The organism is Bacillus sp. M5A3_1b, from assembly GCF_053345335.1.
This window is the reverse complement of sequence record NZ_JBKEZY010000002.1, coordinates 573,794-598,254: the sequence shown is the minus strand read 5'-3', so window position 1 is coordinate 598,254 and position 24,461 is coordinate 573,794. Positions and strand designations below refer to the sequence as shown.

Genomic DNA, 24,461 nt, shown 5'->3' with positions numbered 1-24,461 from the left:
AAAGGTGGGGTTACATGTCACTTCGATTTGTAATTGGTAGAGCGGGAAGTGGAAAAAGTACACTTTGTTTACACGAAGTGCAGGAAGAGTTAAAGCAACGCCCAAGAGGGAAAACAATATTATATCTTGTGCCAGAACAGATGACATTCCAAACGCAGCAGGCGTTAATCGGGAATCAGGATGTAAGAGGTTCTATTCGGGCACAAGTTTTTAGTTTTTCACGATTAGCGTGGAAGGTACTGCAAGAAGTTGGTGGAGCGAGTCGTCTTCACATTGATGAAGCGGGCGTACATATGTTACTTCGTAAAATTGTAGAGTCTCGTAAAGATGGATTATCGGTGTTCCAAAAAGCAGCGGAGCAAAACGGTTTCTTTGAACATCTTGGTAGTATGATTGCGGAGTTTAAACGTTACAACGTGACGCCATCGAACGTATATGAAATGTGGCAACAATTAGATGCGCATAGTAGCAGTGCAGAACAAAAGCTATTAGCGAATAAAGTGTATGATTTACAACTATTATATGATGATTTTGAACGTGCTTTAATCGGAAAATATTTGGATTCAGAAGACTACCTACAATTGCTAGTCGAAAAGCTTCCACAGTCTGAATATGTAAATGGGGCTGAAATTTATATAGATGGATTTCATTCATTTTCACCGCAAGAACTAGAAATTGTAAGACAGCTTATGATTTGCGGTGCGCGAGTTACAATCACGTTAACGATAGATGAAAAAACGTTAGCACAGCCAGTAAATGAACTAGATTTATTTTATGAAACGACGTTAACGTATGAAAAAATAAAACAAGTAGCTCGTGAAGAGAAGATAGAAATTGAAAAAACAATTCCACTTATGGAACAGCCACGTTTTCATTCGCAATCATTAGCGCATTTAGAAGCGCACTACGAAGCACGACCAAATGAAAAGTTTCACGGAGAAGCAAGTGTAACGATTAGTACAGCCGCGAATTTACGAGCTGAAGTAGAAGGTGTTGCCCGTGAAATTCGTAGACTTGTGGCAGATGAAGACTATCGTTACCGAGATATTGCAGTCCTTCTTCGTAACGGAGAAAGTTATTACGATGTGATGCGAACGCTATTTACAGATTATAATATCCCGCATTTCATCGATGAAAAACGCCCGATGTCACATCATCCGCTAGTAGAATGCATTCGTTCTGCACTCGAGATTATTAGCGGAAATTGGCGTTATGATGCAGTGTTCCGCTGCGTGAAAACAGAGCTTTTATATCCATTAGACGTAAGAAAAGAAACGATGCGTGAAGAGATGGATGAGTTTGAAAACTACTGTTTAGCCTACGGTGTACAAGGGAAGAGATGGACTTCTGAGGATCCGTGGATGTATCGCCGCTATCGTTCTCTTGACGATACGGACGAGATGATTACAGACAGTGAACGTGAAATGGAAGAGAGAATAAATCGACTGCGCGACGTTGTAAGAACGCCTGTTATTCGTATGCAAAAAAGATTAAAACGTGCGGGAACAGTGATGCAAATGTGCGAAGCTGTTTATTTATTTTTAGAAGAGCTAGACGTTCCGAAAAAACTAGAAGCATTACGCATTCGTGCAGAAGAGAGCGGAGATTTCTTATTTGCGACAGATCATGAGCAAGTATGGGAAGAAGTAATGAGTCTTCTTGATACGTTCGTTGAGATGCTTGGCGAAGAGAAAATGTCACTTTCTATGTTCACAGATGTTATGTCGACAGGTCTTGAAGCGCTTCAATTCGCAAACATTCCGCCGTCATTAGACCAAGTGTTAATTGCTAATATTGATCGTTCAAGATTATCAAATGTGAAAGCAACATTTGTCATTGGCGTGAATGAAGGAGTTATTCCGGCAGCACCGATGGATGAAGGGATGCTTTCTGATGAGGAAAGAGAAGTTCTTAGCGTTGCAGGTATCGAATTAGCACCAACGACGAGACAAACCTTATTAGAAGAACAGTTCGTTATGTACCAAATGGTAACGAGAGCAACTGAGAAATTATATATTTCATGCCCGCTTGCAGATGAGGAAGGGAAGACGTTACTTGCGTCTAGCTTTATTAAGAAAATAAAAAGAATGTTCCCTGATGTGAAAGATACATTTATTACAAATGACGTAAATGATTTATCACGTTTAGAACAAATTGCATACGTAGCAACGCCAGAAGTAACGTTGTCATATGTTATGCAGCAACTTCAAACGTGGAAGCGATATGGATTTGAAGGGAATTTAGATTTTTGGTGGGATGTATATAACTTCTACGTAACTTCAGATGAATGGAAACAAAAAAGTAGCCGCGTATTATCAAGTTTATTCTACCGAAATCGTGCGCAAAAGCTAAGTACGGTTGTAAGTAGAGATTTATATGGAGATAAAATAAAAGGAAGCGTATCTCGTATGGAACTATTTAACCGTTGCGCATATGCTCATTTCGCGCAGCACGGTTTATCGTTAAGAGAGCGTGACATTTTCAAATTGGATGCGCCAGATATCGGGGAACTATTCCATGCAGCGCTGAAGAGAATTGCAGACAGGCTATTACGTGAAAACCGTACTTGGGCGGATTTATCAATAAAAGAGTGTGAGCATCTTTCGGCTGTAGTAATAGAAGAGATTGCACCGTTATTACAAAGACAAATTTTATTAAGTTCAAATCGTCATTTCTATTTAAAACAAAAACTACAACAAATCATTTTCCGTACATCGATCATTCTTCGTGAACATGCGAAGTCAAGCGGTTTCGTACCAGTTGATTTAGAAGTGCCATTCGGTATGGGCGGTACAGGATCGCTTCCGCCGATGGAATTCTCATTACCAAATGGTGTGAAGATGGAAGTAGTTGGTCGTATTGACCGTGTTGATAAGGCAGAAGACGAAAACGGTACATTCCTACGTATTATTGACTATAAATCAAGTTCAAAAGCGTTAGACTTAACGGAAGTGTATTACGGATTAGCACTTCAAATGTTAACGTATTTAGATGTTGTTACTTCGAATGCACATACGTGGATGAAAAAGGGAGGTACTGCATCACCGGCTGGTGTACTGTACTTCCATATTCATAACCCGATCGTTGAGATGAAGGGTGACGCATCTGAAGCAGAAATTGAGAAAGAAATTTTAAAGAAATTTAAAATGAAAGGACTTGTACTAGGAGATGCTGATGTTGTTCGTTTAATGGATAACAAACTTTCAACAGGCAGCTCTGATATTATTTCTGCTGGTTTGAAAAAAGATGGCAGTTTTAGTGCGCGTTCGAGTATTGCAAGTGAACAAGAGTTTAACGTACTTCAAAAATACGTACACCATACGTTTGAAAATATCGGAAAAGACATTACAGAAGGCGTTATTGATATTGCTCCTTATAAGAAGGGGAATAAAGCGGCGTGTACGTTCTGTAACTTCAAATCTGTTTGTCAGTTCGATGAATCACTCGAAGATAACCAGTTCCGTACGCTAAAAGATATGAAAGATAACGAAGCGATGGAGAAAATTAGAGAGGAGGTTGGCGGAGAATGATTGAAAATTGGCCTAAAAAACCAGAAGGTAGTCAGTGGACGGATGACCAGTGGAAAGCGGTTGTAGCGAACGGACGTGATATATTAGTCGCGGCAGCAGCTGGATCAGGGAAAACAGCAGTATTAGTTGAACGTATTATTAAAAAGATTATAAATGAAGAAAACCCAGTCGATGTCGACCGCCTGCTCGTTGTAACATTTACGAATGCAGCGGCGCAAGAGATGAAAAACAGAATTGGGGAAGCGTTAGAAAAGGTATTAATTGATGAGCCAGGATCGCAGCACGTAAGAAAGCAGCTTAGCTTATTAAATAAAGCCTCTATTTCAACGATCCATTCATTTTGTTTACAAGTAATTAGAGGATATTATTACATGCTTGATGTTGATCCTCGTTTCCGCATTGCGAATCAAACAGAAAACGAATTATTAAAAGAAGAAGTGTTAGATGACATATTAGAAGAAGAGTATGGAATCGAAGATAATAGTATTTTCTTTGAACTCGTTGACCGTTATACGAGTGACCGTAGTGATGATGACTTACAGCGTATGATTTTAGCGCTTCATACAGAATCAAGAGCACATCCAAATCCGGAAAAATGGCTCGATAAATTAGTAGAAGCATACGACGTGGAAGGAAAGACAATTGAAGATCTAGTGTACGCTTCTTACTTATTAGAAGATGTGAAATTCCAGCTTGAAACAGCAGAGACACATATTCGTAAAGCGACTGAACTTGCAATGCTTCCTGACGGTCCGACGCCCCGCGTTGAAACACTGCAAGCTGATGCAGTTTTACTTGGAACGTTATCATCAGCTGCTCGTGAATCATGGACAAGTGTGTATGAAGCGATGCAAAATGTATCGTGGCAAACGTTAAAGCGTATTAAGAAAAGTGATTACAACGAGGATGTTGTAAAACAAGTAGACTCTCTTCGTAATAAAGCGAAAGATGAAGTGAAGAAATTACAAGAAGAGTTATTTAGCCGTAGACCTGAAAGTTTCTTACGAGATTTTCAAGATATGCATCCTGTATTAGAAAAACTCGTACAGCTTGTAAAAGTATTTACAGAGCGTTTCCAAGCGATGAAGCGGGATAAAGGAATGGTCGATTTCACAGATTTAGAGCATTTCTGCTTACAAATTTTAAGTGAACAAAGTGAAAGTGGTGAAATGAAGCCATCAGCAGTAGCGCTTCAATATCGTAATAAATTTGCTGAAGTACTAGTCGATGAATATCAAGATACGAACTTTGTGCAGGAATCCATTATTAAATTCGTAACGAAAGATTCTGAGAGTGAAGGGAACTTGTTCATGGTAGGTGACGTGAAGCAGTCGATCTATCGTTTCCGACTAGCAGAACCAGGCCTGTTCCTAGGAAAGTATAAACGCTTTACGCAAGAAGGATTAGACGGCGGAATGAAAATCGATTTAGCGAAAAACTTCCGTAGCCGTCATGAAGTGTTAGCAGGTACGAACTTTATTTTCAAACAAATTATGGGCGAAGAAGTCGGAGAAATCGACTATGATGCTGACGCTGAATTAAAGTTAGGTGCTAGCTATCCAGAAGGTGAAGATGTAGCAGCTGAACTACTATGTATTCAGCAAACGGAAGAAGAAGTGCAAGACGGAGAAGAAGGTGCGGAAGTAGAAAAAGCGCAACTTGAAGCTCGCCTTATGGCGCAGCGTATTAAAGCGATGGTTGATTCAGGCTATGAAGTGTATGATCGTAAAATGGATAGTATGCGCCCTGTACAATACCGCGACTTCGTTATTTTACTTCGCTCTATGCCATGGGCGCCGCAAATTATGGAAGAGTTAAAGCTGCAAGGAATTCCAGTATACGCTGATCTTGCGACTGGTTACTTTGAAGCGACAGAAGTAAATATTATGATGAACGTCTTCCGCGTGATCGATAATCCGATGCAAGATATTCCGCTTGCCGCCGTACTTCGTTCACCAATCGTTGGGTTAAATGATGGGGAACTTGCGACGCTTCGTGCTCACGGGAAGAAAGGTTCGTTTTATGAAGTAATGAGCACATTCTTAAAAGGGGCACCACTTGAAGAAGAGCAAGAACTACATGATAAATTAGAGTGGTTCTATAACTTACTGCAAGGATGGCGTGAATTTGCGCGTCAACAGTCACTTTCTGATTTAATTTGGAAAGTGTACGGTGAGACAGGTTATTACGACTTTGTTGGCGGTTTACCAGCTGGAAAGCAAAGGCAAGCAAACCTGCGTGTACTTTATGACCGTGCAAGACAATATGAAGCAACATCGTTTAGAGGATTATTCCGCTTCTTACGCTTTATTGAGCGTATTTTAGAACGCGGTGATGATATGGGAACTGCGAGAGCTTTAGGTGAACAAGAAGATGTCGTTCGTATTATGACGATTCATAAAAGTAAAGGACTTGAGTTCCCAGTCGTATTTGTAGCGGGACTAGGTCGTCGTTTTAATACACAAGATTTAATGAAACGTTTCTTACTGCATAAAGACTTCGGTTTCGGTTCACAATTTATCGATCCTCGTAAACGAATTAAATATACGACATTATCGCAACTAGCAATTAAGCGTAAAATGAAAATGGAATTAATCGCGGAAGAAATGCGCGTGTTATACGTAGCGTTAACGCGTGCGAAAGAGAAGTTAATTTTACTTGGAACGGTTAAAGATGCCAATAAAGAAATGGAAAAATGGCTCGATGCAAGGGAGCATAGTGAATGGTTATTACCAGACCATATACGTGCCGGAGCGTCTTGTTATTTAGACTGGATTGCACCTTCATTATATAGACATCGTGATAGTGAAATGCTTCTTGAATTAGGACAAGGAAGCATTCCGGGTGAAATCTATGGATATGACACGAGCTGGAAAGTAGAAGTTGTTGACGGCAAAACGTTACTTGCACCGGAACCGGTTCAAGAAGAGAAACAAGAATTGTTAGAAGCACTTCGTGAGAAAAAAGCTGTTCCCTTGCAAAGTGAACGGAAAGAAGAAGTGTACGACAGATTAATGTGGAAGTACGGATATGAGGAAGCAACATCTCACCGTGCGAAACAGTCTGTTACAGAAATAAAAAGAAACTACCAATCAGAAGAAGGTAGCGATAATGCCTTTATTAAAAAACTACGTGCGCCAATTAAAACACGTCCTCGTTTTATGGAGAAAAAAGGATTAACGTATGCTGAAAGAGGTACGGCAGTTCACGCTGTTATGCAGCATGTTGATTTGAAGAAGCCGATTACAGAAGAAGTGATTCGGGAGCAAATTAGTGGCATGGTTAATAAAGAGCTATTAACATTCGAGCAAGCAGAGGAAATAGCGATTGAAAAAGTCATTTCATTCTTTGACAGTGACCTAGGTAAAAGGGTATTAGAGGCGGAAAGTGTTGAGCGTGAAGTACCATTTACGATGATGCTTGCAGCAGAAGAGGCATATCAAGATTGGCAAGGTAAGAGTGACGAAACAATTCTTGTCCAAGGGGTTATCGACTGCATGATTGAAGAGGAAGATGGTATCACTTTAATCGACTTCAAAACGGATACGATTGAAGGGAAGTTCCCAGGCGGATTCGATCAAGCGAAACCAATTTTAGAAGATCGATATAAAGTACAGCTTTCGTTATATGCAAAGGCGCTTGAAAAAAGCTTGCAACATCCTGTGAAAGAGAAATGCTTATATTTCTTTGATGGCAATCATGTTGTCAAAGTTGAGGAATAGAGGGACTTGAAAATGGCAATGGAAAAAACGTTAAGAACTTGTGAACAGGGACATGAGTATTATAAAAGTAGCGATTGTCCAACTTGCCCAGATTGTGAGAAAGAAAAGAAACCTAAAACAGGATTTCTTTCCCTTCTTTCATCACCAGCACGAAATGCGCTAGAGCACCATGGAATTCACACGATAGAAGAACTCTCAAAGTATAGTGAAAAAGAGATTTTAAAACTACATGGTATGGGTCCAGCATCCTTGCCGAAGCTTAGAAATGCTTTGGAGGAGAAGGGGTTATCATTTAAATAAAATGAAACAGTAAACAGTGGAGTTTTTGATAATATTGAATGAGGTAAAAGAAAAAAGTAGGAGATATTCTCCTACTTTTTTTACGCTGTTCCAATTTGATCTTGATCAGCCACATCAGAATCAAACGTATTTGTTGCGCTAACACCGTTAAACGTATTCACGACAAATCCAACATTGGAAGCTCCGGAACCATTATAAGCTTTCGTATTTTCTTTCGGAGACACGTTATAAAAATCCCCTAAATTAAAAGAACCATTACTGTTTTGAACGACGAGATTTCCAACAACAGAAGGCATACCATCCACCTACTTTACTAAGCTTTTTAATTACTATATGAATTATTGTGCGGAAGGTTCATCCGTAATATATTGGCGGATTTGCATAATACGAGAGTTATTAAAAACATAATCAACATTTCCAATTTGAAAGCAACCAGAATTTAAAAGTGTTCGCAATTCAACATTGTTTACTTCAATAAAAGGGCATTCATTTACAATGTTTAATTTTACATCTGTCGTTCGTTTTGGGATTGTGATGTGTTCATCTGTAAAGATTTCAAATGCGTCTAAGCGGCCTTCGTCTTTTATATAACAAGGAATTTCCCTATGGACGGCAAGAGCTCTACTTTTTAATTCTACTTGATTGGCATCTCCAACTTGAAATACGGCACTAATCCCTAAAGAAATAATAGAAACATTTTGGACAACAGACACATGATGTAACATAGTTTCTCAGTCTCCTTAACCTGGAGTAGGAGGGACATCTGTGACTAATGGTACAAATGGACCCTCTGTAACAGTTTCAAATGGTGTATCAAGAATAGAAGATAGTATGAGGAAATTTGCATCCCCAATTAAAAAGAGTGCGGACGACGATACACCGTTCATTTTAATTTGGCCTACTTTTAATTCGCGATTTACAACGTTAAGATTCATACATACTTACTCCTTTCGGAAATTGCCCGGTATGTGTTGAATAAAAGAGAGGAAAGCTTTGTCGATATCATGCTTCATTGCTTGAATAATGATATCCCGTAAATAATCTGGATCTGTTGAAATCCCTTCATAGGATTGTGTTTGTGATAAATAATAAGGAAGTCTATGCTCCATCTGTTTTTTTATGTCATCAACCATCATTTGTCGATACATTTCATCGAGCGGCGTTCTCTCTTCTTGCTCAAAATGGAGAATTCGATTATATGCTTCTTCATCTAAGTAACGATGCATTTCTTGAAGGATGCCTTGGTAAAAATCTGGGTTTGTATCTGTTTCAGGATTTACTTTTAATGTTTCTGTATCCACTTGGAAATCTTCAATTTGCTGTCCTTTTGCTGAAAACGGATTTAAACCGATATTTAAAGTACCATTTAAATTTTCTACTTTTAATTGATCGAATTTGTATTCCACTTTTCCTACAGAAGAGGAGGGGCGATTTTTTAATTCGTTAAGCTCTTCTTGGAGTTGGCGAACTTGATCTTCTAGGTTAAGGATGGTTGCTTGTTGTGCTTGAAGAGCTTGTTGAAGTTGGTGTAAGTAAGTATATATATCTTGATTCATTTTGTGAAACCTCCTTTTCAGTAGGGAGGGGAAAAATATTCCTGCTATATATTTATGACAAGGATGTCTTAAGAAGAACTAGTTGATGGTTTGATAGAAATAATTTGTCCTTTCGCCTGCAATGGGCGAAGAGGCTCTGTAAATCCACCGCTATTTGAGAATTTAGATAGAGCTTTAATACTTCCTGCAGTACCAATTTGGAATACAGAAGAGGTTGTAATGCTATCAATTCTAATGCTATTAATGATGATGCTTTGGTTTACATAAAAATTCAATGCAATCGCCTCCTCTAAGTTGAACCAATTATCGCTTGATCAATTACATCTGAATCATTGACAGTCGTTGCGCTTTGATAATTGTAGACAGAAACGTTATCTCCAACATTAAAAGAGCCGGCCCCAGCAAAAGCGCGTGAATAACTAATAGGCCTAATCGCAAATACATCTCCAATATGAAAAATACCACTTGATCCAATATTGACGATACGAATATGTCCGACCATAGCTGGCATACAAAACACCTTTCGTTTTTAAAATTTTCTTTTCTACTATTGTATGGGCGTTTTCAATAAAATGTGTTTTTTTTTTATAAAAGAAACACACACGTTATTGCGTGTGTGTATTGAGTGTTTGATTAGGGTGAAAATCCGTATGTACATGCCAAATTACATTTAAGAGCCTGTCCAGTTCTTGGCTACAATCCACTGTTTTTTGAGAAGTCATTCCGTAGCGTTCAGCAAAATAAATCATTTTTTCACGTTTTTTTTCAATCGCTTGCTCAAACATTGAAATCGGCTCCATCTCTAAATGAAATTTTTAGTATATATGTAGTACATATTATACAAAAAACCAATAAAAAAGAAACACCTTCGCTAAAAAAAGTAAAATTTCTACATTTTATGCCAAATATAAAGGAGTAACGAATAGAATATGAGAAGAATATTGTAAAAATTAGCGTGCATGAGAAGGTTTTTTTCTAACGGATGCGAATACAATTAAAGGTCATGAGTTTTAGGATGGAGAGTGGAAATATTGCGTTTGGTAACGGCGAAAAAAGATGAAAAGGTATTTGTAGGTATTGTGGATGAAGAGGAAGAAAAGGTATTGCATGTAAGAGAAGCGCAAAGACAAAAAGGGGAAAAGGTTACGATTCCGATTACAATGTTAGAGTGTATTGAAAGAGGAACCGAATGCTTTGAAAAAATATGTGATATTGTAAATTGGGCAAAGGAAAATGAAGGGGCGGCGTATTATCCGTTAACTGAGGTGAAAATATTAGCACCAATTCCAAGGCCAAGGAAGAATATTCTTTGCGTTGGAAAGAACTATCGTGAGCATGTGATAGAAATGGGCGGAGTAGAGTCAATTCCAGAAAATATAATGATCTTTACGAAAGCGCCAACGACAGTTATTGGAATGAATGAAAAAATTAATAGTCATCCCCACGCAACGAATGAACTAGACTATGAAGGAGAACTAGCTATCATCATTGGTAAGCGAGGGAAACAAATAAAAAAAGAAAAAGCGCTTGAGCATGTTTTTGGTTACACCATTATAAATGATATAACTGCTCGCGACATTCAAAGGAAACATAAACAATTTTTTCTTGGAAAAAGTTTCGATACATTTTGTCCGATGGGACCGTATCTAATTCATAAATCAATGGTTGAAACGCCAAATGCGTTACACATTGAAACAATAGTAAATGGGGAAGTAAGACAAACTTCAAATACAAATAAAATGATTTTTTCAATAGAAGAAATCATTTCAACGATAAGTAAAGGAATGACGTTAGAGCCAGGCGATATTATCGCAACAGGAACGCCGGCTGGTGTCGGAAAAGGTTTCACACCACCGAAGTTTTTGCATGCGGGTGATGAAGTGGTCATTACAGTAGAAGGAATTGGTACTTTGCGAAATGTAGTGAAATGAAGAAAAGGGCTATCTTATTAATAGATAGCTCTTTTTTATGGCCATGGGTTATTGAAAAAATCTAAAATAGCAAAAATATATAATCCGATGAGTAGTAACGTACAAATCCCGATTAGCATAACGGCAAGAGAACTTCTTTCGCGGCCAAAACCGATAGCTGTAAGGAAAACAGCAGCCAAAAATGAGATTTTAAGTAGCATGAATGTATGAGGTGTTGAGTAGTACCTGAGTAACGTTATAGATAATAGGAATCCGATGAATGTAATGGAAATGAGAATAGTAGCTAAATAGTTAATATGTTTGCCGTATTTCAAAAGCATACAATTACCCCTTGTAAAATAAACCGAATATTCAATCTAACTTTACAGTAAACTACTAAAAAAATAAAGAGGTTGCCCCAACATGTAGGACAACCTCTTTATTATTATGATAATACCGCTTTAATTTTTTGGAACGCCCACTCTAAATCTTCTTCAGAGATTACTAGCGGTGGTGCGATACGAATTACATTTTCGTGTGTTTCTTTACATAATAGACCAGCTGCTTTTAATTGTTCGCAGTAAGGACGAGCTGGCTCGTTTAATTCGATACCGATGAATAAGCCTTTACCACGAATGTCAGTAATCATTGGGTTATCAATTTCTTTTAATTGTCCAACTAATTTTTCGCCTAATTGAAGAGAACGCTCTGTTAATTTTTCTTCTTCTAACACTTCAAGAGCCGCGATAGAAACAGCACATGCAAGTGGGTTACCACCGAATGTAGAACCGTGAGAACCTGGCTCGAATACGCCTAAAATGTCGCGGTTTGCTGCTACGCAAGAGATTGGGAATACGCCGCCGCCAAGTGCTTTACCAAGTATGTACATGTCAGGAGTTACATTGTCCCAATCACAAGCAAATACTTTACCAGTACGGCCTAAACCTGTTTGGATTTCATCTGCTACAAATAAAACGTTTTCTTTTTTACATACTTCAAGAGCTTCTTTTAAGAAACCAGCTGGTGGGATGTTAATTCCTGCCTCACCTTGGATAGGCTCTAAAATGAATGCAGCTGTGTTTGGTGTAATAGCAGCTTTTAACGCTTCTAAATCACCGTAAGGAATTACGATAATACCAGGAAGCATTGGACCGAATCCACGCTTGTACTCTTCGTTTGAAGACATAGAAACAGCACCCATTGTACGTCCGTGGAAGTTATCTTCACAAACGATAATTTCAGCACGGTTTGCTTCTACTTTCTTCACATCATAAGCCCAGCGGCGAGCTGTTTTAATTGCAGTTTCAACAGCTTCTGCACCTGTATTCATTGGAAGTACCATTTCTTTATTAGTTAGTTTCGCAACTTTTTCGTACCAAGGACCTAATTGATCGCTATGGAAAGCACGAGAAGTTAACGTAACACGATTAGCTTGGTCAATTAAAGCGTTAATAATTTTTGGGTGACGATGACCTTGGTTTACTGCAGAATATGCACTTAATAAGTCCATATAGCGATTTCCTTCAGGATCTTCTACCCAAACGCCTTCTGCTTTAGAGATAACGATCGGAAGTGGGTGATAGTTATTTGCTCCGTATGTGTCTGTAAGTTCGATAATATCCTTAGTTTGAATCATGATTGTTCCCCCTTTTGTTATTACAAGAAGTTTGTAAATACTCTAAATATTATATCATTTAAATGTAAAAAAGCGAAACATTTCCTGAAAATAAATGAACATGTTATCATATAGAGTGAAAAAGTGTGAAAAGAGGAGGTAGGGGATACGATGGTACATATGCATATTACAGCATGGGCGTTAGGTTTAATTTTATTCTTCGTTGCGTATTCACTTTATTCAGCAGGAAGAAAAGGTAAAGGTGTACATATGGGGCTTCGCCTAATGTATATCTTCATTATTGTGACAGGATTCATGTTGTACATGAGTATTGTGAAGACAGCAACAGGTAGCATGCACATGTGGTACGGCATGAAAATGTTAGCCGGTATTTTAGTTATCGGTGGAATGGAAATGGTTCTTGTAAAAATGAGCAAGAACAAAGCAACAGGGGCAGTTTGGGGACTATTTATTGTTGCGTTAGTAGCAGTATTTTACCTTGGACTGAAATTACCGATTGGCTGGCAAGTATTTTAATTAAAAATAAAACCACCTTATAATCTCAAATATTTGGGAGATAAGGTGGTTTTTTTACTTTATGTCGCATCGATATGCAACTCTTCTCCGTTTACTTTCGTAAAACGAAACATGTTTTTATTTGACGTAGGGTGACGAACGAAATGGTGCTGCAATGTACAAATCATCTCTTCGTTATCGAACAAAAGAATATTTACTCCTTCGCACGTTTCCTCTTTCGGTAAGAAAGATAAATAATTATGACAATACATGCAATCATATAAAGAGTAATGAAGGGATTGCAATGATTCCGTTAATAATGTAAAGACAGAGTCAGGTAATTCCTCAAGCCATTCCGTATAGCTAAGAAGTAATTTTTTTCGAATTCGTATCATTTCTCCGTTTTGCAAATGGTGCTGTTCGTTGGCGATTTGTAATACATCTTGTTCATAGAAACGAGCTGGTAGCCAGTTGTTGTTATATAAAATCTCAAAGCCATCTTCGGCAATATCTTCTAATAAAAATGCTTCATCATTTTCATCATCAAAGAATACCCATTCATTGTTTATATATTCTACATTACCGACTGTATGAGCGCGTGGCTGGTTATATAAAATATGGTTACGTTGTATCATACACGATTTCTCCTTTATAAAAAGTAGTTATTTCTGTTATAGACAGTTCGTGCATTCTTTATAACTAGACACATCTAGACATAGGTGGGCATACAATAAAACACGTTTTACTGAGTGAAACTGCTATTCCGTATGTGGATAGTAGATTATCGTCAAGTTTGTCATTTTTTTGATCCGCACCTCTAAGGTGTGGATTACTGCTTGTTTAGGAAAAGAAATAAGATGGAAGGATGATTCGTATGTGCGGGATTACAGGATGGGTGGATTATAAACGCTCATTAGAAGGAGAACGGGACGTCGTTACGAAGATGGCTGAGACGTTAGCGAAGCGTGGCCCAGATGATAATAAAGTTTGGATTAAAGGCAATGTCGCATTTGGGCATAAACGGTTAATCGTTGTTGATCCTGAGGGTGGTAAACAGCCGATGACTTGTTTAAAGGACGAAGCGAATTATGCAATTTGTTATAACGGGGAACTGTATAACACAGAAGATATTCGAAAGGAACTATTAAGAAGAGGATATACGTTCAAAGGTCATTCTGATACGGAGGTGCTATTAGCGTCGTATATTGAGTGGAAAGAAGAATGTGTCGATCATTTAAACGGTATATATGCGTTTGCCGTATGGGATGAACAGAAAGAACAAGTATTTATTGCAAGAGATCGATTAGGTGTAAAACCGCTATTTTATAAATATGATAGTGGGCGATTACTATTTGGTTCAGAGTTAAAAGCGATACTGGCTCATCCAGATGTGAAGGCAGAAGTAACGTTAGAAGGGTTATCCGAAATATTCGGCCTTGGACCATCTAGAACGCCTGGTCACGGCATTTATGCTGGTATAAAAGAATTACGTCCAGGTCATGCGATGACATTTTCAAAGAACGGTTTATGCATATGGAGATATTGGAATGTAGAAAGCGAAAAACATGAAGACTCCTTTGAAGAAACAGTAGAGAAAACACGCTTTTTATTACAAGATGCGATTACAAGGCAGCTCGTTTCTGATGTACCACTATGTACTTTTCTATCAGGTGGTGTAGATTCGAGCGCCATTACAGCGATTGCTGCGAAAGAATACGCAAGGTCAGGAAAAGGGCAATTACACACATACTCTGTTGATTATGAAGATAATGACAAATACTTTAAAGCGAATGCGTTTCAGCCGAATTCAGATGCGCCATTTATTCATTTGATGACTGAGACGTTTCAAACAATCCATCATCGCTGCGTCATTTCAAATGAACAATTAGCGCAGTATTTAACAGAAGCGGTACTCGTTCGTGATTTGCCTGGTATGGCAGATATCGATTCGTCATTATTATGGTTTTGCCGTGAAATTAAACAAGATTTTGTCGTCGGTTTATCTGGGGAATGTGCAGACGAAATATTTGGTGGTTATCCGTGGTTTTATAGAGAAGATGATTTGCAATCGAGTGCATTTCCGTGGATGCGCTCTACAGAAGCACGTGAACAACTGCTAAAGAAAGAATGGAGAAATAAATTAAATTTACAACAATATGTACAGCAGCGTTATGAAGAATCCATTCAAGAAGTTCCTGTTTTAGAGGGAGAAAGCCCGCTAGAAGCAAAAAGAAGACAATTATTTTATTTAAACATGGTATGGTTTATGACAACATTATTAGACAGAAAAGACCGTATGAGTATGGGCGCAAGCTTAGAAGTACGCGTTCCATTTGCGGATCACCGACTTGTCGAATATGCGTGGAATATTCCTTGGGAAATGAAAATGTATAAAAACCGCGAAAAAGGTCTATTGCGTAAAGCGTTAGAAGGATTACTTCCAAATGACATCTTATATAGAAAGAAGAGCCCCTATCCGAAAACACATAATCCGCATTATACAAAAGCGGTAACAGTATGGCTACAAGATTTATTAACAGATAAAGGCTCAATTTTGCACGAACTATTTGATAAAGAACAGCTGAGTGGATTAATTGAGTCAGGTGGCAGTGCATTTCAATCCCCTTGGTTCGGTCAATTAATGACTGGTCCGCAGCTTTTAGCTCATTTAGCGCAAATTCATGTTTGGTTTAAAGAGTATGGGGTAAATATTAAAGAATAGAAGAAAAGCGACTTGCATAAAAGTAAGTCGCTTTTCTATTAAATAAATTGTCATATAGAATTCAAAATCATATTATAAATAATACTTAATTAGAATGATTATTTTGACGTACTTATTATTATTTGTTATAATTGGAAACAAACGTTCTTGAAAAAGATTCTCATTTATAAAATTGAGGTGTTATATAGATGACAAAGGAAAAAATAGGTTTACTCGTAATGGCGTATGGAACGCCAGAATCATTAGATGATGTAGAAGCGTACTATACACATATTCGCCACGGGCATAAACCTTCAGAAGAAGCACTCCAAGACTTAATCAGACGCTATAAAGCGATTGGCGGAATTTCACCACTTGCAAAAATTACGAAAGAGCAAGCGCATAAATTAACAGATTCAATGAATAAAATATTTACAGAGTATGAATTTACTTGTTACTTAGGATTAAAACATATAGCTCCATTTATAGAAGATGCAGTAGAAGAGATGAAGAAAGATGGAATTGAGCAGGCGATTAGTATCGCATTAGCACCGCATTATTCTACATTTAGCATTAAAGCATATAATGACCGTGCTATTCGTCTTTCGGAAGAAATTGGTGGGCCTATTATTGAACCGATTGAACAATGGTACGATGAACCGAAATTTATTTCGTATTGGACAGAGCAACTAAAAGAAACATTTACAAAGATTGAAGATAAAGAGAAAGCTGTCGTGATTTTTTCAGCACATAGTTTACCAGAGAAAATTATTGCAGCGGGTGACCCTTATGTGGAGCAATTACAGCATACAGCGGATTTAATCGCAGCAGCTGCGAACATTCAAAACTATACAATTGGTTGGCAAAGTGCCGGAAATACACCTGATCCATGGATTGGACCGGATGTGCAAGATTTAACGAGAGATTTATTTGAAAAGCATGGCTATGAATCTTTCGTATACTGTCCGGTTGGGTTTGTAGCAGAGCATTTAGAAGTTTTATATGACAATGATTACGAATGTAAAGTTGTAACTGATGAATTAAACGTGGCATATTTTAGACCAAATATGCCGAATTCACAATCTGTATTCATCGATTGCTTAGCTGAAATTGTTTCCAAAAAAATGAAGGAAATGGTTGACAAGAATTTAGTTTTGAATAATAATTAGTTTATAATAATTTTAAATAAACAATTATTACTAAGAAAGAAAGAGGAGGATCCCCTAGATGAATCCAAATAATCGCTTAACAACAAACCAAGGTGCTCCGGTTGGAGATAACCAAAATTCTCGTACAGCTGGTCGCCGTGGACCGGTATTATTAGAAGACTATCATTTAGTAGAAAAACTAGCTCACTTTGATCGTGAACGTATTCCAGAGCGTGTTGTGCATGCACGTGGTGCAGGTGCTCACGGTGTATTCGTAACGAAAAACAGCATGAAGCAATATACGAAGGCAGCATTTTTACAAAATGAAGGAACTGAAACGCCTGTATTTGTTCGTTTCTCAACGGTTATTCATGGTCAAGGTTCTCCGGAAACAGCTCGTGACCCACGTGGGTTCGCTGTTAAATTTTATACAGAAGAAGGAAATTACGATATCGTAGGTAACCACTTACCTGTCTTCTTCATTCGCGATGCAATTAAATTCCCTGATATGGTGCATTCTTTAAAACCAGCACCTGATACAAATGTTCAAACACCAGATCGTTATTGGGATTTCATGACGTTAAGCCCGGAATCTACACATATGATGACGTGGGTATTTTCTGATTACGGTACACCGGCAAGTTATCGTGAAATGGAAGGTTTCGGTGTTCACTCATTTAAATGGATTAATGCAGAAGGTAAAATTGTCTACATTAAATATCACTGGAAACCACAGCAAAGTGTACGTAACTTAAGTGCAAAAGAGGTGCAAGAAGTACAAGGAAAAGACTTCAACCATGCAACTCGTGACTTGTTCGATGCAATCGAAAAAGGAAATTATCCGAAGTGGGATTTACACGTACAAGTGATGCAACTAGATGAAACGGATTCTTTAGATTTCGATCCATTAGATCCGACGAAAGTATGGCCAGAAGATCGCTTCCCATTAATTGAAGTGGGGACGATGACGTTAAATCGTAATCCGAAAAATTTCTTTGCGGAAGTAGAGCAAGTGGCGTTCTCTCCAAGTGCAACTGTAAATGGTATTGAACCATCTGAAGATAAATTATTACAAGGTCGTTTATTCTCTTATCCAGATACACAGCGTTACCGTCTTGGCGCAAACTACTTACAAATTCCTGTAAACTGCCCGTACGCAGCTGTTCACAACCAACAACGTGATGGTGCAATGCAAATCAATCAAAACCCATCTACAATTAACTACGAACCGAGCCGTCATGCGGAAAATCCAGTTGAAGATCCAACTTACCGCGATTCAACTATGAAAGTAGAAGGCTACGTATCTCGTGAAAAAATTGACAAACCAAATGATTTTAAACAAGCAGGTGAGCGTTACCGTTCATTCTCTAAAGAAGAGCAAGACAATTTAATTGCAAACTTAACAAATGACTTAAAAGACGTAAATGAGCGCACGAAATTACTAGCTATTTGTAACTTCTTCCGTGCAGATCACGATTACGGAATGCGTTTAGCGCAAGCTTTAAATGTTGATATTACGCAATATGTGGGAAATGCTCCGAAATAAGTAGGAAAAGACGACTGTTAAACGGTCGTCTTTTTTTATGTGTAAAAGATATTTTACATGAGTGGTAAAAGATGTTATACTCTTGTCAAATAAGTTTTACATATGCGAGGTGTATTTTGATGGATGTTTTGATTTTTATTATTGCGTTAAGTGTCTTTTTATTTGTAGTGTTTGCGATTATAAAAATGTTTATTGCAATTGGGAAACAAGGCGATGAGCGTGCTACGTTTATAAAAAATAAAGCGATGGCTGAGACGTTTAAAATAGCGATGGGGCTAATGGTGCTTGAGATGATCCCGTTTATTTATCATCGTTTTAATGAAACGGTAGGGACGCCGTTTAATCCGGTTCGTTTTTTGGCTGTAATAGCAATTGCGTTTCTTATTATATTAAGCTTGAATAAAAGTAAGTATGGTGATTCGTAAGTTATACTGGGGTATTCTTCAGATTCGTTATGTCGAAATTTATTGGTAAATCGATATATCGTGTCGAAACGTCGATATATTGAAATAATCGCCGATATAGTTTAAAAATCGTCGATATATCCGAATAATCGCTGATATATCTGCCGTAATACCAACTGGGGTATGCAACGCTAATAACTACAATAAAAAGAGATGCAATCTATTACCAATAGATTGCATCTCTTTTTTAGTTCACCCGCTCAGTATACTCATAAGCTTTCTCCCCGTGCATCGAAATATCAAGTCCCATATGTTCTTCGTGTTCATCTACCCGAACAGGGAGGAAGAAGTTAATCGCTTTAATAATGGCGTACGTCATGATGATCGTGAATGCATATGTTGCGCCGATTGCTACCAGTTGTTTAAACAGTAAAGCAGCGTTTCCGTAAAATAATCCGTTAGCGCCATCAGCATTTACAGTAGTAGTTGCAAAGAGTCCTGTTGCAATACCGCCCCAAGTCCCGCCGATACCGTGGCATCCGAATGCATCGAGTGTATCGTCGTATCCGAATTTTGTTTTTAAGAAAAAGACTGCTCCGAAGCATAATACGCCGCCAATTGCTCCGATAAGAAGAGCGGAGAAAGGTGTAACGAACCCGCAAGCTGGTGTAATAGCGACTAAACCGGAAACTACACCGCAAGCAGCTCCCATCGCAGTCGGTTTTGATTGGAAGAACCATTCTGAAAGCATCCAAGTTAATGCGGATGCAGCTGCTGCTATATTTGTATTAATAAATGCGGTTAAAGCTACGTCGTTTAAAGATAATGCACTTCCGACGTTAAAACCGAACCAGCCGAACCATAGTAAGCCTGCGCCTAACATTGTAAATGGTAAATGGTGAGGAGAAGTACCGTTTATGTTTTTTCGTTTTCCGAGGAAAATAGCTAATACAAGGCCGGCGACCCCAGATGTAATATGAACGACGTTACCACCAGCGAAGTCTAATGCGCCGAGTTCTCTTAGCCATCCGCCAACGCCCCATACCCAATGAGCGACAGGATTGTAAACGATTGTTGTCCATAGAAGGATGAAAATAAGGAAAGCAGAAAATCGCATTCTTTCGGCGAATGCACCTGAAATTAAAGCGGGAGTTAAAATGGCGAACATGAGTTGGAACATCATAAATAAATTGTGAGGAATAGTAGATGAGTAGTCTGGATTTGGTGCGTAGGTAACTCCGTTTAAACCGAACCAATCGAGTGTACCGATAAGTCCGTGCCAATCTGGTCCGAATGATAAAGAATAGCCGATCACAATCCACTGAATCGAAACGATAGCCATTGCACTATAACTATGCATTGTCGTACTGAGTACGTTTTTACTGCGAACCATGCCCCCATAAAAAAGTGCCAATCCTGGTGTCATTAACATGACCATTACTGTCGTTACAAACATAAAAACCGTATCTTCTGTATTCATTCTCTCTCCTCCTATGATGTTAGAAAAAATAACATCGGTTTGTTATGTTTCATATCATATTCGAAATGAAATGAAAAATCAACTAAAAATTCAGAAAACTTTATATTTCATGTTAGAAAATCTGACATGAAATATTTTGAGGGAATGAAATCAACGTATGTGATTCGTTCTGAAAATTGGTATAATATTCTTACAATTAAAAAACATGGGGGATGCGTGTGAGGAAAATACGGACTAGGAAACTATTTATTTGTTTTTGTTTAGCTGTCGTTTTGTTTGTGCCAATACATACGTTTGCAGATGAAAAAAGAGAGTGGCGAGACGAAGTCGTATATTCCATTATGATTGATCGCTTCAATAATGGAGAACCGAAAAATGACAAACAGTTAGAAGTTGGCAATTTAGAAGGATATCAGGGTGGAGATATAAGAGGGATTATAAAAAGACTGGATTACATAAAAGAAATGGGTTTTACGACTGTTATGCTTTCACCGTTTTTTGAAAGTAGAAAGTACGATGGGTTAGATGTGCAAAATTTTCAAAAGGTAAATGAACATTTCGGAACAGAAAATGATGTGAAAGAACTTGTACAAGAAGCGCATGCAAAAGGGATGAAAGTTATATTACAATTTCCGCTTGGAGAAAACGAACAACAAGTTATCGACGCGATGAAATGGTGGATCAAAGAAGTCGATTTAGATGGAAGTTATGTGATACATGGTGAAAAAAAGTCGCGTTCTTTCTGGGATGACGTGCAAAAAGATATGCAAGTGATAAAGAAAGATTTTCGTATTATGACAAAGGAAGATAGTGGATATAACGAAAAAATAGTAGAATCGTTTTCTAAAGTGGATGTATCGGTGAAACCTTTATATGATGTGAGTAAAAAAGAAGGGGAATCCTTTACATTTTTAGATAATCAAGATACAAAAAGGTTTGCCCGTATTGCAAAAGAGAATATGAATTATCCACCATCTCGTTTGAAACTAGCCCTTACATATTTATTAACATCACCAGGTATTCCGAATTTTTATTACGGGACTGAAATTGCATTAGATGGAGGGGATACCCCGGATAATAGACGATTAATGGATTTCAAATCAGATGAAAAATTTGTGCAGCACATAACGAAACTCGGTGAGCTTAGACAAGCGAGACCATCTTTACGCCATGGAACGTTTGAGCTTTTATACGATAAAGATGGAATGAGTGTACTGAAACGAAAGTATAAAGATGAAGTAACATTAGTAGCGATTAATAATACGAAAGAAACACAAAAAGTTGCTTTACCTGTAAGTGCAATTGGCGAAAAACAAGAGTTACGAGGATTGTTAGAAGATGAAATTATAAGAGAAGAAAACGGAAAGTTTTATCTTGTTTTAAAGCGTGAAGAATCAAATGTATATAAAGTTAACGGGGAAACAGGTGTGAATTGGCTATTTATCTCTTTAATCGTCGGTGTGAACGTATTGTTTATTGCTTTTTTAATTGTGGTTAAAAAGAGACGGAAATGAGTAGCGTTTTTTTTAGTAGTTCTTCAGTTTAAGGTGGTGAGGTATTTGCGGAAAAAGAAGTGGTTCGTTCTATGCTTATGTGTTTTTATCGTATTCGTAAGTTTTTATTTTTGGGAAAAGCGTGATGATGGGGAATTTGTTCGGTGGGGCGATAGTATTCATTCTGTTGATACGGCAGTTCTGAAGAGAAACGATATAAAATACAAAATCGAAAATGATAAAGTATACATACCTAAAAAATCATTTGATAAAGCAATATGGTGTTGCTCTTAATAAATGCGAAATCTCGGTGGGACAGGCTAAGGAGAAAACTTTCTCCCTAGTCTGTTTTTTTTTTTGTGAAGTAAGACTCTCGCCTCAAAATGCAGCTGAGCAAGGAAGTGAAAAGACCGATAGAAGAAACAATAATTGCAACTATATTGATTTTACATTACATTAAAGGATGAAGAAATATTCTGATACTCATTGAGGGCTATATTTGGGGAGGAAAAATGGGATTTTACGATTTGGGTATTACTATTAAAGAACTTAGAATGAAAAAGAATATATCACAATCTGAATTGTGTCATGGAATATGTTCACAAAGTCAAATTAGCAAAATAGAAAAAGGTATAATTTATCCATCTAGTATATTGTTATATCAGTTATCTGAAAGACTTGGTATTGATCCAAATAATATTTTCGCACTAACTCAAAACAAAAAACTAAAGTATGTAGAAAATGTAAAATATGTAATGAGAGACTGTATAAAGCAAAAACAATATAATGAACTTTACGAAATAGTGAAACAAGAGAAAAACGAAAGTAATTTCCAGTTAAAAGAAGATAAACAATTTCTAATATGGCATGAAGCAATTGCTATATTTCATGTAAATACATCAATAAAAACTGCTTTAAATCTTTTAAATAGTGCATTAAAACTAACTGTAACGAATGGTGATTTTTTATCAGAAAGAGAAATAGATATTATGCAGTCAATGGCTATATTTTATGGGGAAAATAAAGAGTATGAAAAGAGTATTAATATATTAAGAAGATGTTTAACTAATTTTAATAAGTTAGATTTTCCTAGAGATAAAGAGATTAAATTAAAAATCATTTTTAATTTAGCCAAAATTTTAGGTCATGCAAATCAACATGAAGAGGCAATAAAATACAATGATATGGGTATCAAATTAGCTATTAATCTAAACACGTTATATTTATTAGGTGAATTATATTATGGGAAAGCTTGGAATTTACTAAAGCTGAAACAATATAATGAAGAAGATGTAGCTGATAACATGAAAAAAGCATTATTTATCTTTGAACTAACAGAAAAAGAAAATCTGATCAAAATAGTTAAAGAAAAATATTTTGAAAAACAAAATAAAAAATGACTCATAATTTCTGATGAATATCTTATTAATTTCTATAAAAAAGGCACCTTATGGTGTCTTTTTTATAACTTATATCATCAATTATTACATTTTATAGGTTTCTTATACCAAGCTTTGTTGATGTATTTACACTTCGCAGGTGTTGAAGTTTTAGGTGTATCCCCGGGTGTAGTTATATTATTAGAACACCCTGCAATATATAGACAGAATGTAGTTAATAAAAAACATAGTATTAATTTCTTCAAATAACCACTTCTAACTCTTTTTTAATTAACATTTGTTCATAAAATAAATTCCTTACTAATTTTACATTACATGAAAGGGTGGAAAATATTCTTATACTCATAATTTGTTACATTTGAGTGGGGAGGGAGGTTTTTGCGCCGATTATTAAAAGGACCTTCTTCGTTTATGCATAATAATTAAATACCCATTCTAAAAATCTGATTGCTCGTAAGCTTAGACTTTGTAATATTTTCTCTACAAGCTAAAAAGAAAAACACCCTCTGCACAGAGGATGTTTTTCTTTTTAGCGGTAGTTAATAAATTGTACGTCAATCGGTAAATCAGCGCTGCGAACTGCTGCGATAACTGCTTGTAAGTCATCACGGCTTTTCGCTGTAACACGTACTTGGTCATCTTGTACTTGTGTTTTTACTTTTAATTTCATTTCTTTAATGATGTTGTTAATTTTTTTCGCGTTATCTTTATCGATACCTTGTTGAAGTGTTGCGCGTTGGCGAACAGTGTTACCAGTCGCAGCTTCAACTTTTCCGTAATCCAAGTTTTTAATTGGAACGTTACGTTTTACAAGTTTAGAAATTAGAACGTCTTTTACTTGGTCTAATTTGAACTCATCGTCAGAAGTTAAAACAAGTACTTCTTTTTCTAATTTAATATCACTTTTACTTCCTTTAAAGTCATATCGGTTTTGGATTTCCTTTAATGCGATGTTAATTGCGTTTGTTACTTCAGGTAATTCTACTTTCGAAACGATGTCAAAAGAACTATCTTTTGCCATAGTTAGCACCTCCAAATAAATTTCTAATCTTTTTATGTACTGTACATACTAAAGTATAGCTGAAAACGAGCCTAGACTTAAGTGTTTTCATACTTATATTTATGTAACCTCATTTTATT

Annotated in this window: 24 protein-coding genes; 12 read left to right on the top strand and 12 right to left on the bottom strand. The window is 37.1% G+C overall.

Annotated elements, in window-relative coordinates; translation table 11 throughout:
* The first annotated feature begins 14 nt into the window (after nt 1-14).
* The 3 genes from addB to ACLBWW_RS09315 are packed head-to-tail and all read left to right on the top strand — an operon-like array spanning nt 15 to nt 7,552.
* On the top strand, nt 15-3,530 hold the full coding sequence (addB, locus tag ACLBWW_RS09325) for a helicase-exonuclease AddAB subunit AddB (RefSeq protein ID WP_447614003.1): 3,516 nt from the start codon (nt 15-17) through the stop codon (nt 3,528-3,530).
* Complete coding sequence (addA, locus tag ACLBWW_RS09320; RefSeq protein ID WP_098221533.1) at nt 3,527-7,252, top strand: helicase-exonuclease AddAB subunit AddA; 3,726 nt, start codon at nt 3,527-3,529, stop codon at nt 7,250-7,252. The genes addB and addA overlap by 4 nt, the downstream gene beginning before the upstream one ends.
* A gap of 12 nt (nt 7,253-7,264) precedes the next feature.
* Nucleotides 7,265-7,552 carry an RNA polymerase alpha subunit C-terminal domain-containing protein gene (locus ACLBWW_RS09315; protein WP_048545229.1) on the top strand — a complete coding sequence of 96 codons (288 nt, stop codon included), beginning with the start codon at nt 7,265-7,267 and terminating at the stop codon, nt 7,550-7,552.
* An 80-nt stretch (nt 7,553-7,632) separates the two neighbouring features.
* Here the strand turns inward: ACLBWW_RS09315 and gerPF are convergent, their stop codons facing one another.
* From gerPF to ACLBWW_RS09280, 7 genes are all read right to left on the bottom strand, one after another.
* On the bottom strand, nt 7,633-7,848 hold the full coding sequence (gerPF, locus tag ACLBWW_RS09310) for a spore germination protein GerPF (protein WP_001141566.1): 216 nt from the start codon (nt 7,846-7,848) through the stop codon (nt 7,633-7,635).
* 42 nt (nt 7,849-7,890) lie between these two features.
* Nucleotides 7,891-8,277 (bottom strand): spore germination protein GerPE, encoded by a 387-nt coding sequence (locus ACLBWW_RS09305; RefSeq protein WP_048545228.1) that lies wholly within the window; start codon nt 8,275-8,277, stop codon nt 7,891-7,893.
* Nucleotides 8,278-8,292: 15 nt separating this feature from the next.
* Nucleotides 8,293-8,487, bottom strand: a complete 195-nt coding sequence (gerPD, locus tag ACLBWW_RS09300) for a spore germination protein GerPD (RefSeq protein ID WP_001052804.1) — start codon at nt 8,485-8,487, stop codon at nt 8,293-8,295.
* Nucleotides 8,488-8,493: 6 nt separating this feature from the next.
* A complete protein-coding gene (gene gerPC, locus ACLBWW_RS09295; protein WP_001070746.1) occupies nt 8,494-9,108 on the bottom strand; it encodes a spore germination protein GerPC in 615 nt (204 codons plus the stop codon).
* Nucleotides 9,109-9,176: 68 nt separating this feature from the next.
* A complete protein-coding gene (gene gerPB, locus ACLBWW_RS09290; protein WP_001012513.1) occupies nt 9,177-9,383 on the bottom strand; it encodes a spore germination protein GerPB in 207 nt (68 codons plus the stop codon).
* 14 nt (nt 9,384-9,397) lie between these two features.
* Nucleotides 9,398-9,619: a spore germination protein GerPA gene (gerPA, locus tag ACLBWW_RS09285; RefSeq protein WP_001111187.1), complete on the bottom strand. Its 222-nt coding sequence runs from the start codon at nt 9,617-9,619 to the stop codon at nt 9,398-9,400.
* A 94-nt stretch (nt 9,620-9,713) separates the two neighbouring features.
* Nucleotides 9,714-9,893, bottom strand: a complete 180-nt coding sequence (locus tag ACLBWW_RS09280) for an aspartyl-phosphate phosphatase Spo0E family protein (RefSeq protein WP_000462847.1) — start codon at nt 9,891-9,893, stop codon at nt 9,714-9,716.
* Nucleotides 9,894-10,139: 246 nt separating this feature from the next.
* On the opposite strand from ACLBWW_RS09280, the gene ACLBWW_RS09275 reads away from it, so the two are divergent.
* On the top strand, nt 10,140-11,039 hold the full coding sequence (locus ACLBWW_RS09275; RefSeq protein WP_048545226.1) for a fumarylacetoacetate hydrolase family protein: 900 nt from the start codon (nt 10,140-10,142) through the stop codon (nt 11,037-11,039).
* Between the two features lie 35 nt (nt 11,040-11,074).
* Here the strand turns inward: ACLBWW_RS09275 and ACLBWW_RS09270 are convergent, their stop codons facing one another.
* Together ACLBWW_RS09270 and rocD are read right to left on the bottom strand one after the other, a co-directional pair.
* On the bottom strand, nt 11,075-11,359 hold the full coding sequence (locus tag ACLBWW_RS09270) for a hypothetical protein (protein ID WP_447614002.1): 285 nt from the start codon (nt 11,357-11,359) through the stop codon (nt 11,075-11,077).
* Between the two features lie 104 nt (nt 11,360-11,463).
* A complete protein-coding gene (rocD, locus tag ACLBWW_RS09265; RefSeq protein ID WP_000616651.1) occupies nt 11,464-12,654 on the bottom strand; it encodes an ornithine aminotransferase in 1,191 nt (396 codons plus the stop codon).
* Nucleotides 12,655-12,804: 150 nt separating this feature from the next.
* Between rocD and ACLBWW_RS09260 the strand changes: the two genes are divergently transcribed.
* Nucleotides 12,805-13,170 (top strand): YisL family protein, encoded by a 366-nt coding sequence (locus ACLBWW_RS09260; protein ID WP_048545222.1) that lies wholly within the window; start codon nt 12,805-12,807, stop codon nt 13,168-13,170.
* Between the two features lie 59 nt (nt 13,171-13,229).
* Here ACLBWW_RS09260 and ACLBWW_RS09255 read toward each other — a convergent pair whose 3' ends face one another.
* Complete coding sequence (locus ACLBWW_RS09255) at nt 13,230-13,784, bottom strand: DUF2777 domain-containing protein (RefSeq protein WP_016088917.1); 555 nt, start codon at nt 13,782-13,784, stop codon at nt 13,230-13,232.
* A 239-nt stretch (nt 13,785-14,023) separates the two neighbouring features.
* Here ACLBWW_RS09255 and asnB point away from each other — a divergent pair, with 239 nt between their 5' ends.
* The 4 genes from asnB to ACLBWW_RS09235 all read left to right on the top strand — a co-directional run bounded on the left by asnB (nt 14,024) and on the right by ACLBWW_RS09235 (nt 18,969).
* Complete coding sequence (gene asnB, locus ACLBWW_RS09250; protein WP_447614001.1) at nt 14,024-15,871, top strand: asparagine synthase (glutamine-hydrolyzing); 1,848 nt, start codon at nt 14,024-14,026, stop codon at nt 15,869-15,871.
* A 188-nt stretch (nt 15,872-16,059) separates the two neighbouring features.
* Nucleotides 16,060-17,019, top strand: coding sequence for a ferrochelatase (gene hemH, locus ACLBWW_RS09245; protein ID WP_048545217.1), 960 nt, complete (start codon nt 16,060-16,062; stop codon nt 17,017-17,019).
* Between the two features lie 58 nt (nt 17,020-17,077).
* Entirely contained in the window at nt 17,078-18,544 is a 1,467-nt protein-coding gene (gene katB / locus ACLBWW_RS09240; protein WP_048545215.1) for a catalase KatB, read from the top strand.
* Between the two features lie 119 nt (nt 18,545-18,663).
* Nucleotides 18,664-18,969 (top strand): hypothetical protein, encoded by a 306-nt coding sequence (locus tag ACLBWW_RS09235; RefSeq protein ID WP_000382767.1) that lies wholly within the window; start codon nt 18,664-18,666, stop codon nt 18,967-18,969.
* Nucleotides 18,970-19,195: 226 nt separating this feature from the next.
* Here the strand turns inward: ACLBWW_RS09235 and ACLBWW_RS09230 are convergent, their stop codons facing one another.
* On the bottom strand, nt 19,196-20,428 hold the full coding sequence (locus ACLBWW_RS09230; RefSeq protein WP_048545213.1) for an ammonium transporter: 1,233 nt from the start codon (nt 20,426-20,428) through the stop codon (nt 19,196-19,198).
* A 212-nt stretch (nt 20,429-20,640) separates the two neighbouring features.
* Between ACLBWW_RS09230 and ACLBWW_RS09225 the strand changes: the two genes are divergently transcribed.
* The 3 genes from ACLBWW_RS09225 to ACLBWW_RS09215 all read left to right on the top strand — a co-directional run bounded on the left by ACLBWW_RS09225 (nt 20,641) and on the right by ACLBWW_RS09215 (nt 23,321).
* On the top strand, nt 20,641-21,942 hold the full coding sequence (locus ACLBWW_RS09225) for an alpha-amylase family glycosyl hydrolase (RefSeq protein ID WP_447614000.1): 1,302 nt from the start codon (nt 20,641-20,643) through the stop codon (nt 21,940-21,942).
* A 45-nt stretch (nt 21,943-21,987) separates the two neighbouring features.
* The gene (locus ACLBWW_RS09220) at nt 21,988-22,215 is read left to right on the top strand and encodes a hypothetical protein (RefSeq protein ID WP_048545209.1); all 228 of its coding nucleotides are present in this window, start codon (nt 21,988-21,990) and stop codon (nt 22,213-22,215) included.
* 218 nt (nt 22,216-22,433) lie between these two features.
* Nucleotides 22,434-23,321, top strand: a complete 888-nt coding sequence (locus tag ACLBWW_RS09215; protein ID WP_048545206.1) for a helix-turn-helix domain-containing protein — start codon at nt 22,434-22,436, stop codon at nt 23,319-23,321.
* Nucleotides 23,322-23,850: 529 nt separating this feature from the next.
* On the opposite strand, the gene ACLBWW_RS09210 is transcribed toward ACLBWW_RS09215, so the two are convergent.
* Complete coding sequence (locus ACLBWW_RS09210; RefSeq protein ID WP_001040146.1) at nt 23,851-24,342, bottom strand: YajQ family cyclic di-GMP-binding protein; 492 nt, start codon at nt 24,340-24,342, stop codon at nt 23,851-23,853.
* Nucleotides 24,343-24,461: the final 119 nt, after the last annotated feature.

Coding starts and splice junctions, on each gene's coding strand:
- addB (WP_447614003.1), top strand. CDS start 15: ATGTCACTTCGATTTGTAATTGGTAGAGCGGGAAGTGGAAAAAGTACA.
- addA (WP_098221533.1), top strand. CDS start 3,527: ATGATTGAAAATTGGCCTAAAAAACCAGAAGGTAGTCAGTGGACGGAT.
- ACLBWW_RS09315 (WP_048545229.1), top strand. CDS start 7,265: ATGGCAATGGAAAAAACGTTAAGAACTTGTGAACAGGGACATGAGTAT.
- gerPF (WP_001141566.1), bottom strand. CDS start 7,848: ATGCCTTCTGTTGTTGGAAATCTCGTCGTTCAAAACAGTAATGGTTCT.
- ACLBWW_RS09305 (WP_048545228.1), bottom strand. CDS start 8,277: ATGTTACATCATGTGTCTGTTGTCCAAAATGTTTCTATTATTTCTTTA.
- gerPD (WP_001052804.1), bottom strand. CDS start 8,487: ATGAATCTTAACGTTGTAAATCGCGAATTAAAAGTAGGCCAAATTAAA.
- gerPC (WP_001070746.1), bottom strand. CDS start 9,108: ATGAATCAAGATATATATACTTACTTACACCAACTTCAACAAGCTCTT.
- gerPA (WP_001111187.1), bottom strand. CDS start 9,619: ATGCCAGCTATGGTCGGACATATTCGTATCGTCAATATTGGATCAAGT.
- ACLBWW_RS09280 (WP_000462847.1), bottom strand. CDS start 9,893: ATGTTTGAGCAAGCGATTGAAAAAAAACGTGAAAAAATGATTTATTTT.
- ACLBWW_RS09270 (WP_447614002.1), bottom strand. CDS start 11,359: ATGCTTTTGAAATACGGCAAACATATTAACTATTTAGCTACTATTCTC.
- rocD (WP_000616651.1), bottom strand. CDS start 12,654: ATGATTCAAACTAAGGATATTATCGAACTTACAGACACATACGGAGCA.
- ACLBWW_RS09260 (WP_048545222.1), top strand. CDS start 12,805: ATGGTACATATGCATATTACAGCATGGGCGTTAGGTTTAATTTTATTC.
- ACLBWW_RS09255 (WP_016088917.1), bottom strand. CDS start 13,784: ATGATACAACGTAACCATATTTTATATAACCAGCCACGCGCTCATACA.
- asnB (WP_447614001.1), top strand. CDS start 14,024: ATGTGCGGGATTACAGGATGGGTGGATTATAAACGCTCATTAGAAGGA.
- hemH (WP_048545217.1), top strand. CDS start 16,060: ATGACAAAGGAAAAAATAGGTTTACTCGTAATGGCGTATGGAACGCCA.
- katB (WP_048545215.1), top strand. CDS start 17,078: ATGAATCCAAATAATCGCTTAACAACAAACCAAGGTGCTCCGGTTGGA.
- ACLBWW_RS09235 (WP_000382767.1), top strand. CDS start 18,664: ATGGATGTTTTGATTTTTATTATTGCGTTAAGTGTCTTTTTATTTGTA.
- ACLBWW_RS09230 (WP_048545213.1), bottom strand. CDS start 20,428: ATGAATACAGAAGATACGGTTTTTATGTTTGTAACGACAGTAATGGTC.
- ACLBWW_RS09225 (WP_447614000.1), top strand. CDS start 20,641: ATGCGTGTGAGGAAAATACGGACTAGGAAACTATTTATTTGTTTTTGT.
- ACLBWW_RS09215 (WP_048545206.1), top strand. CDS start 22,434: ATGGGATTTTACGATTTGGGTATTACTATTAAAGAACTTAGAATGAAA.
- ACLBWW_RS09210 (WP_001040146.1), bottom strand. CDS start 24,342: ATGGCAAAAGATAGTTCTTTTGACATCGTTTCGAAAGTAGAATTACCT.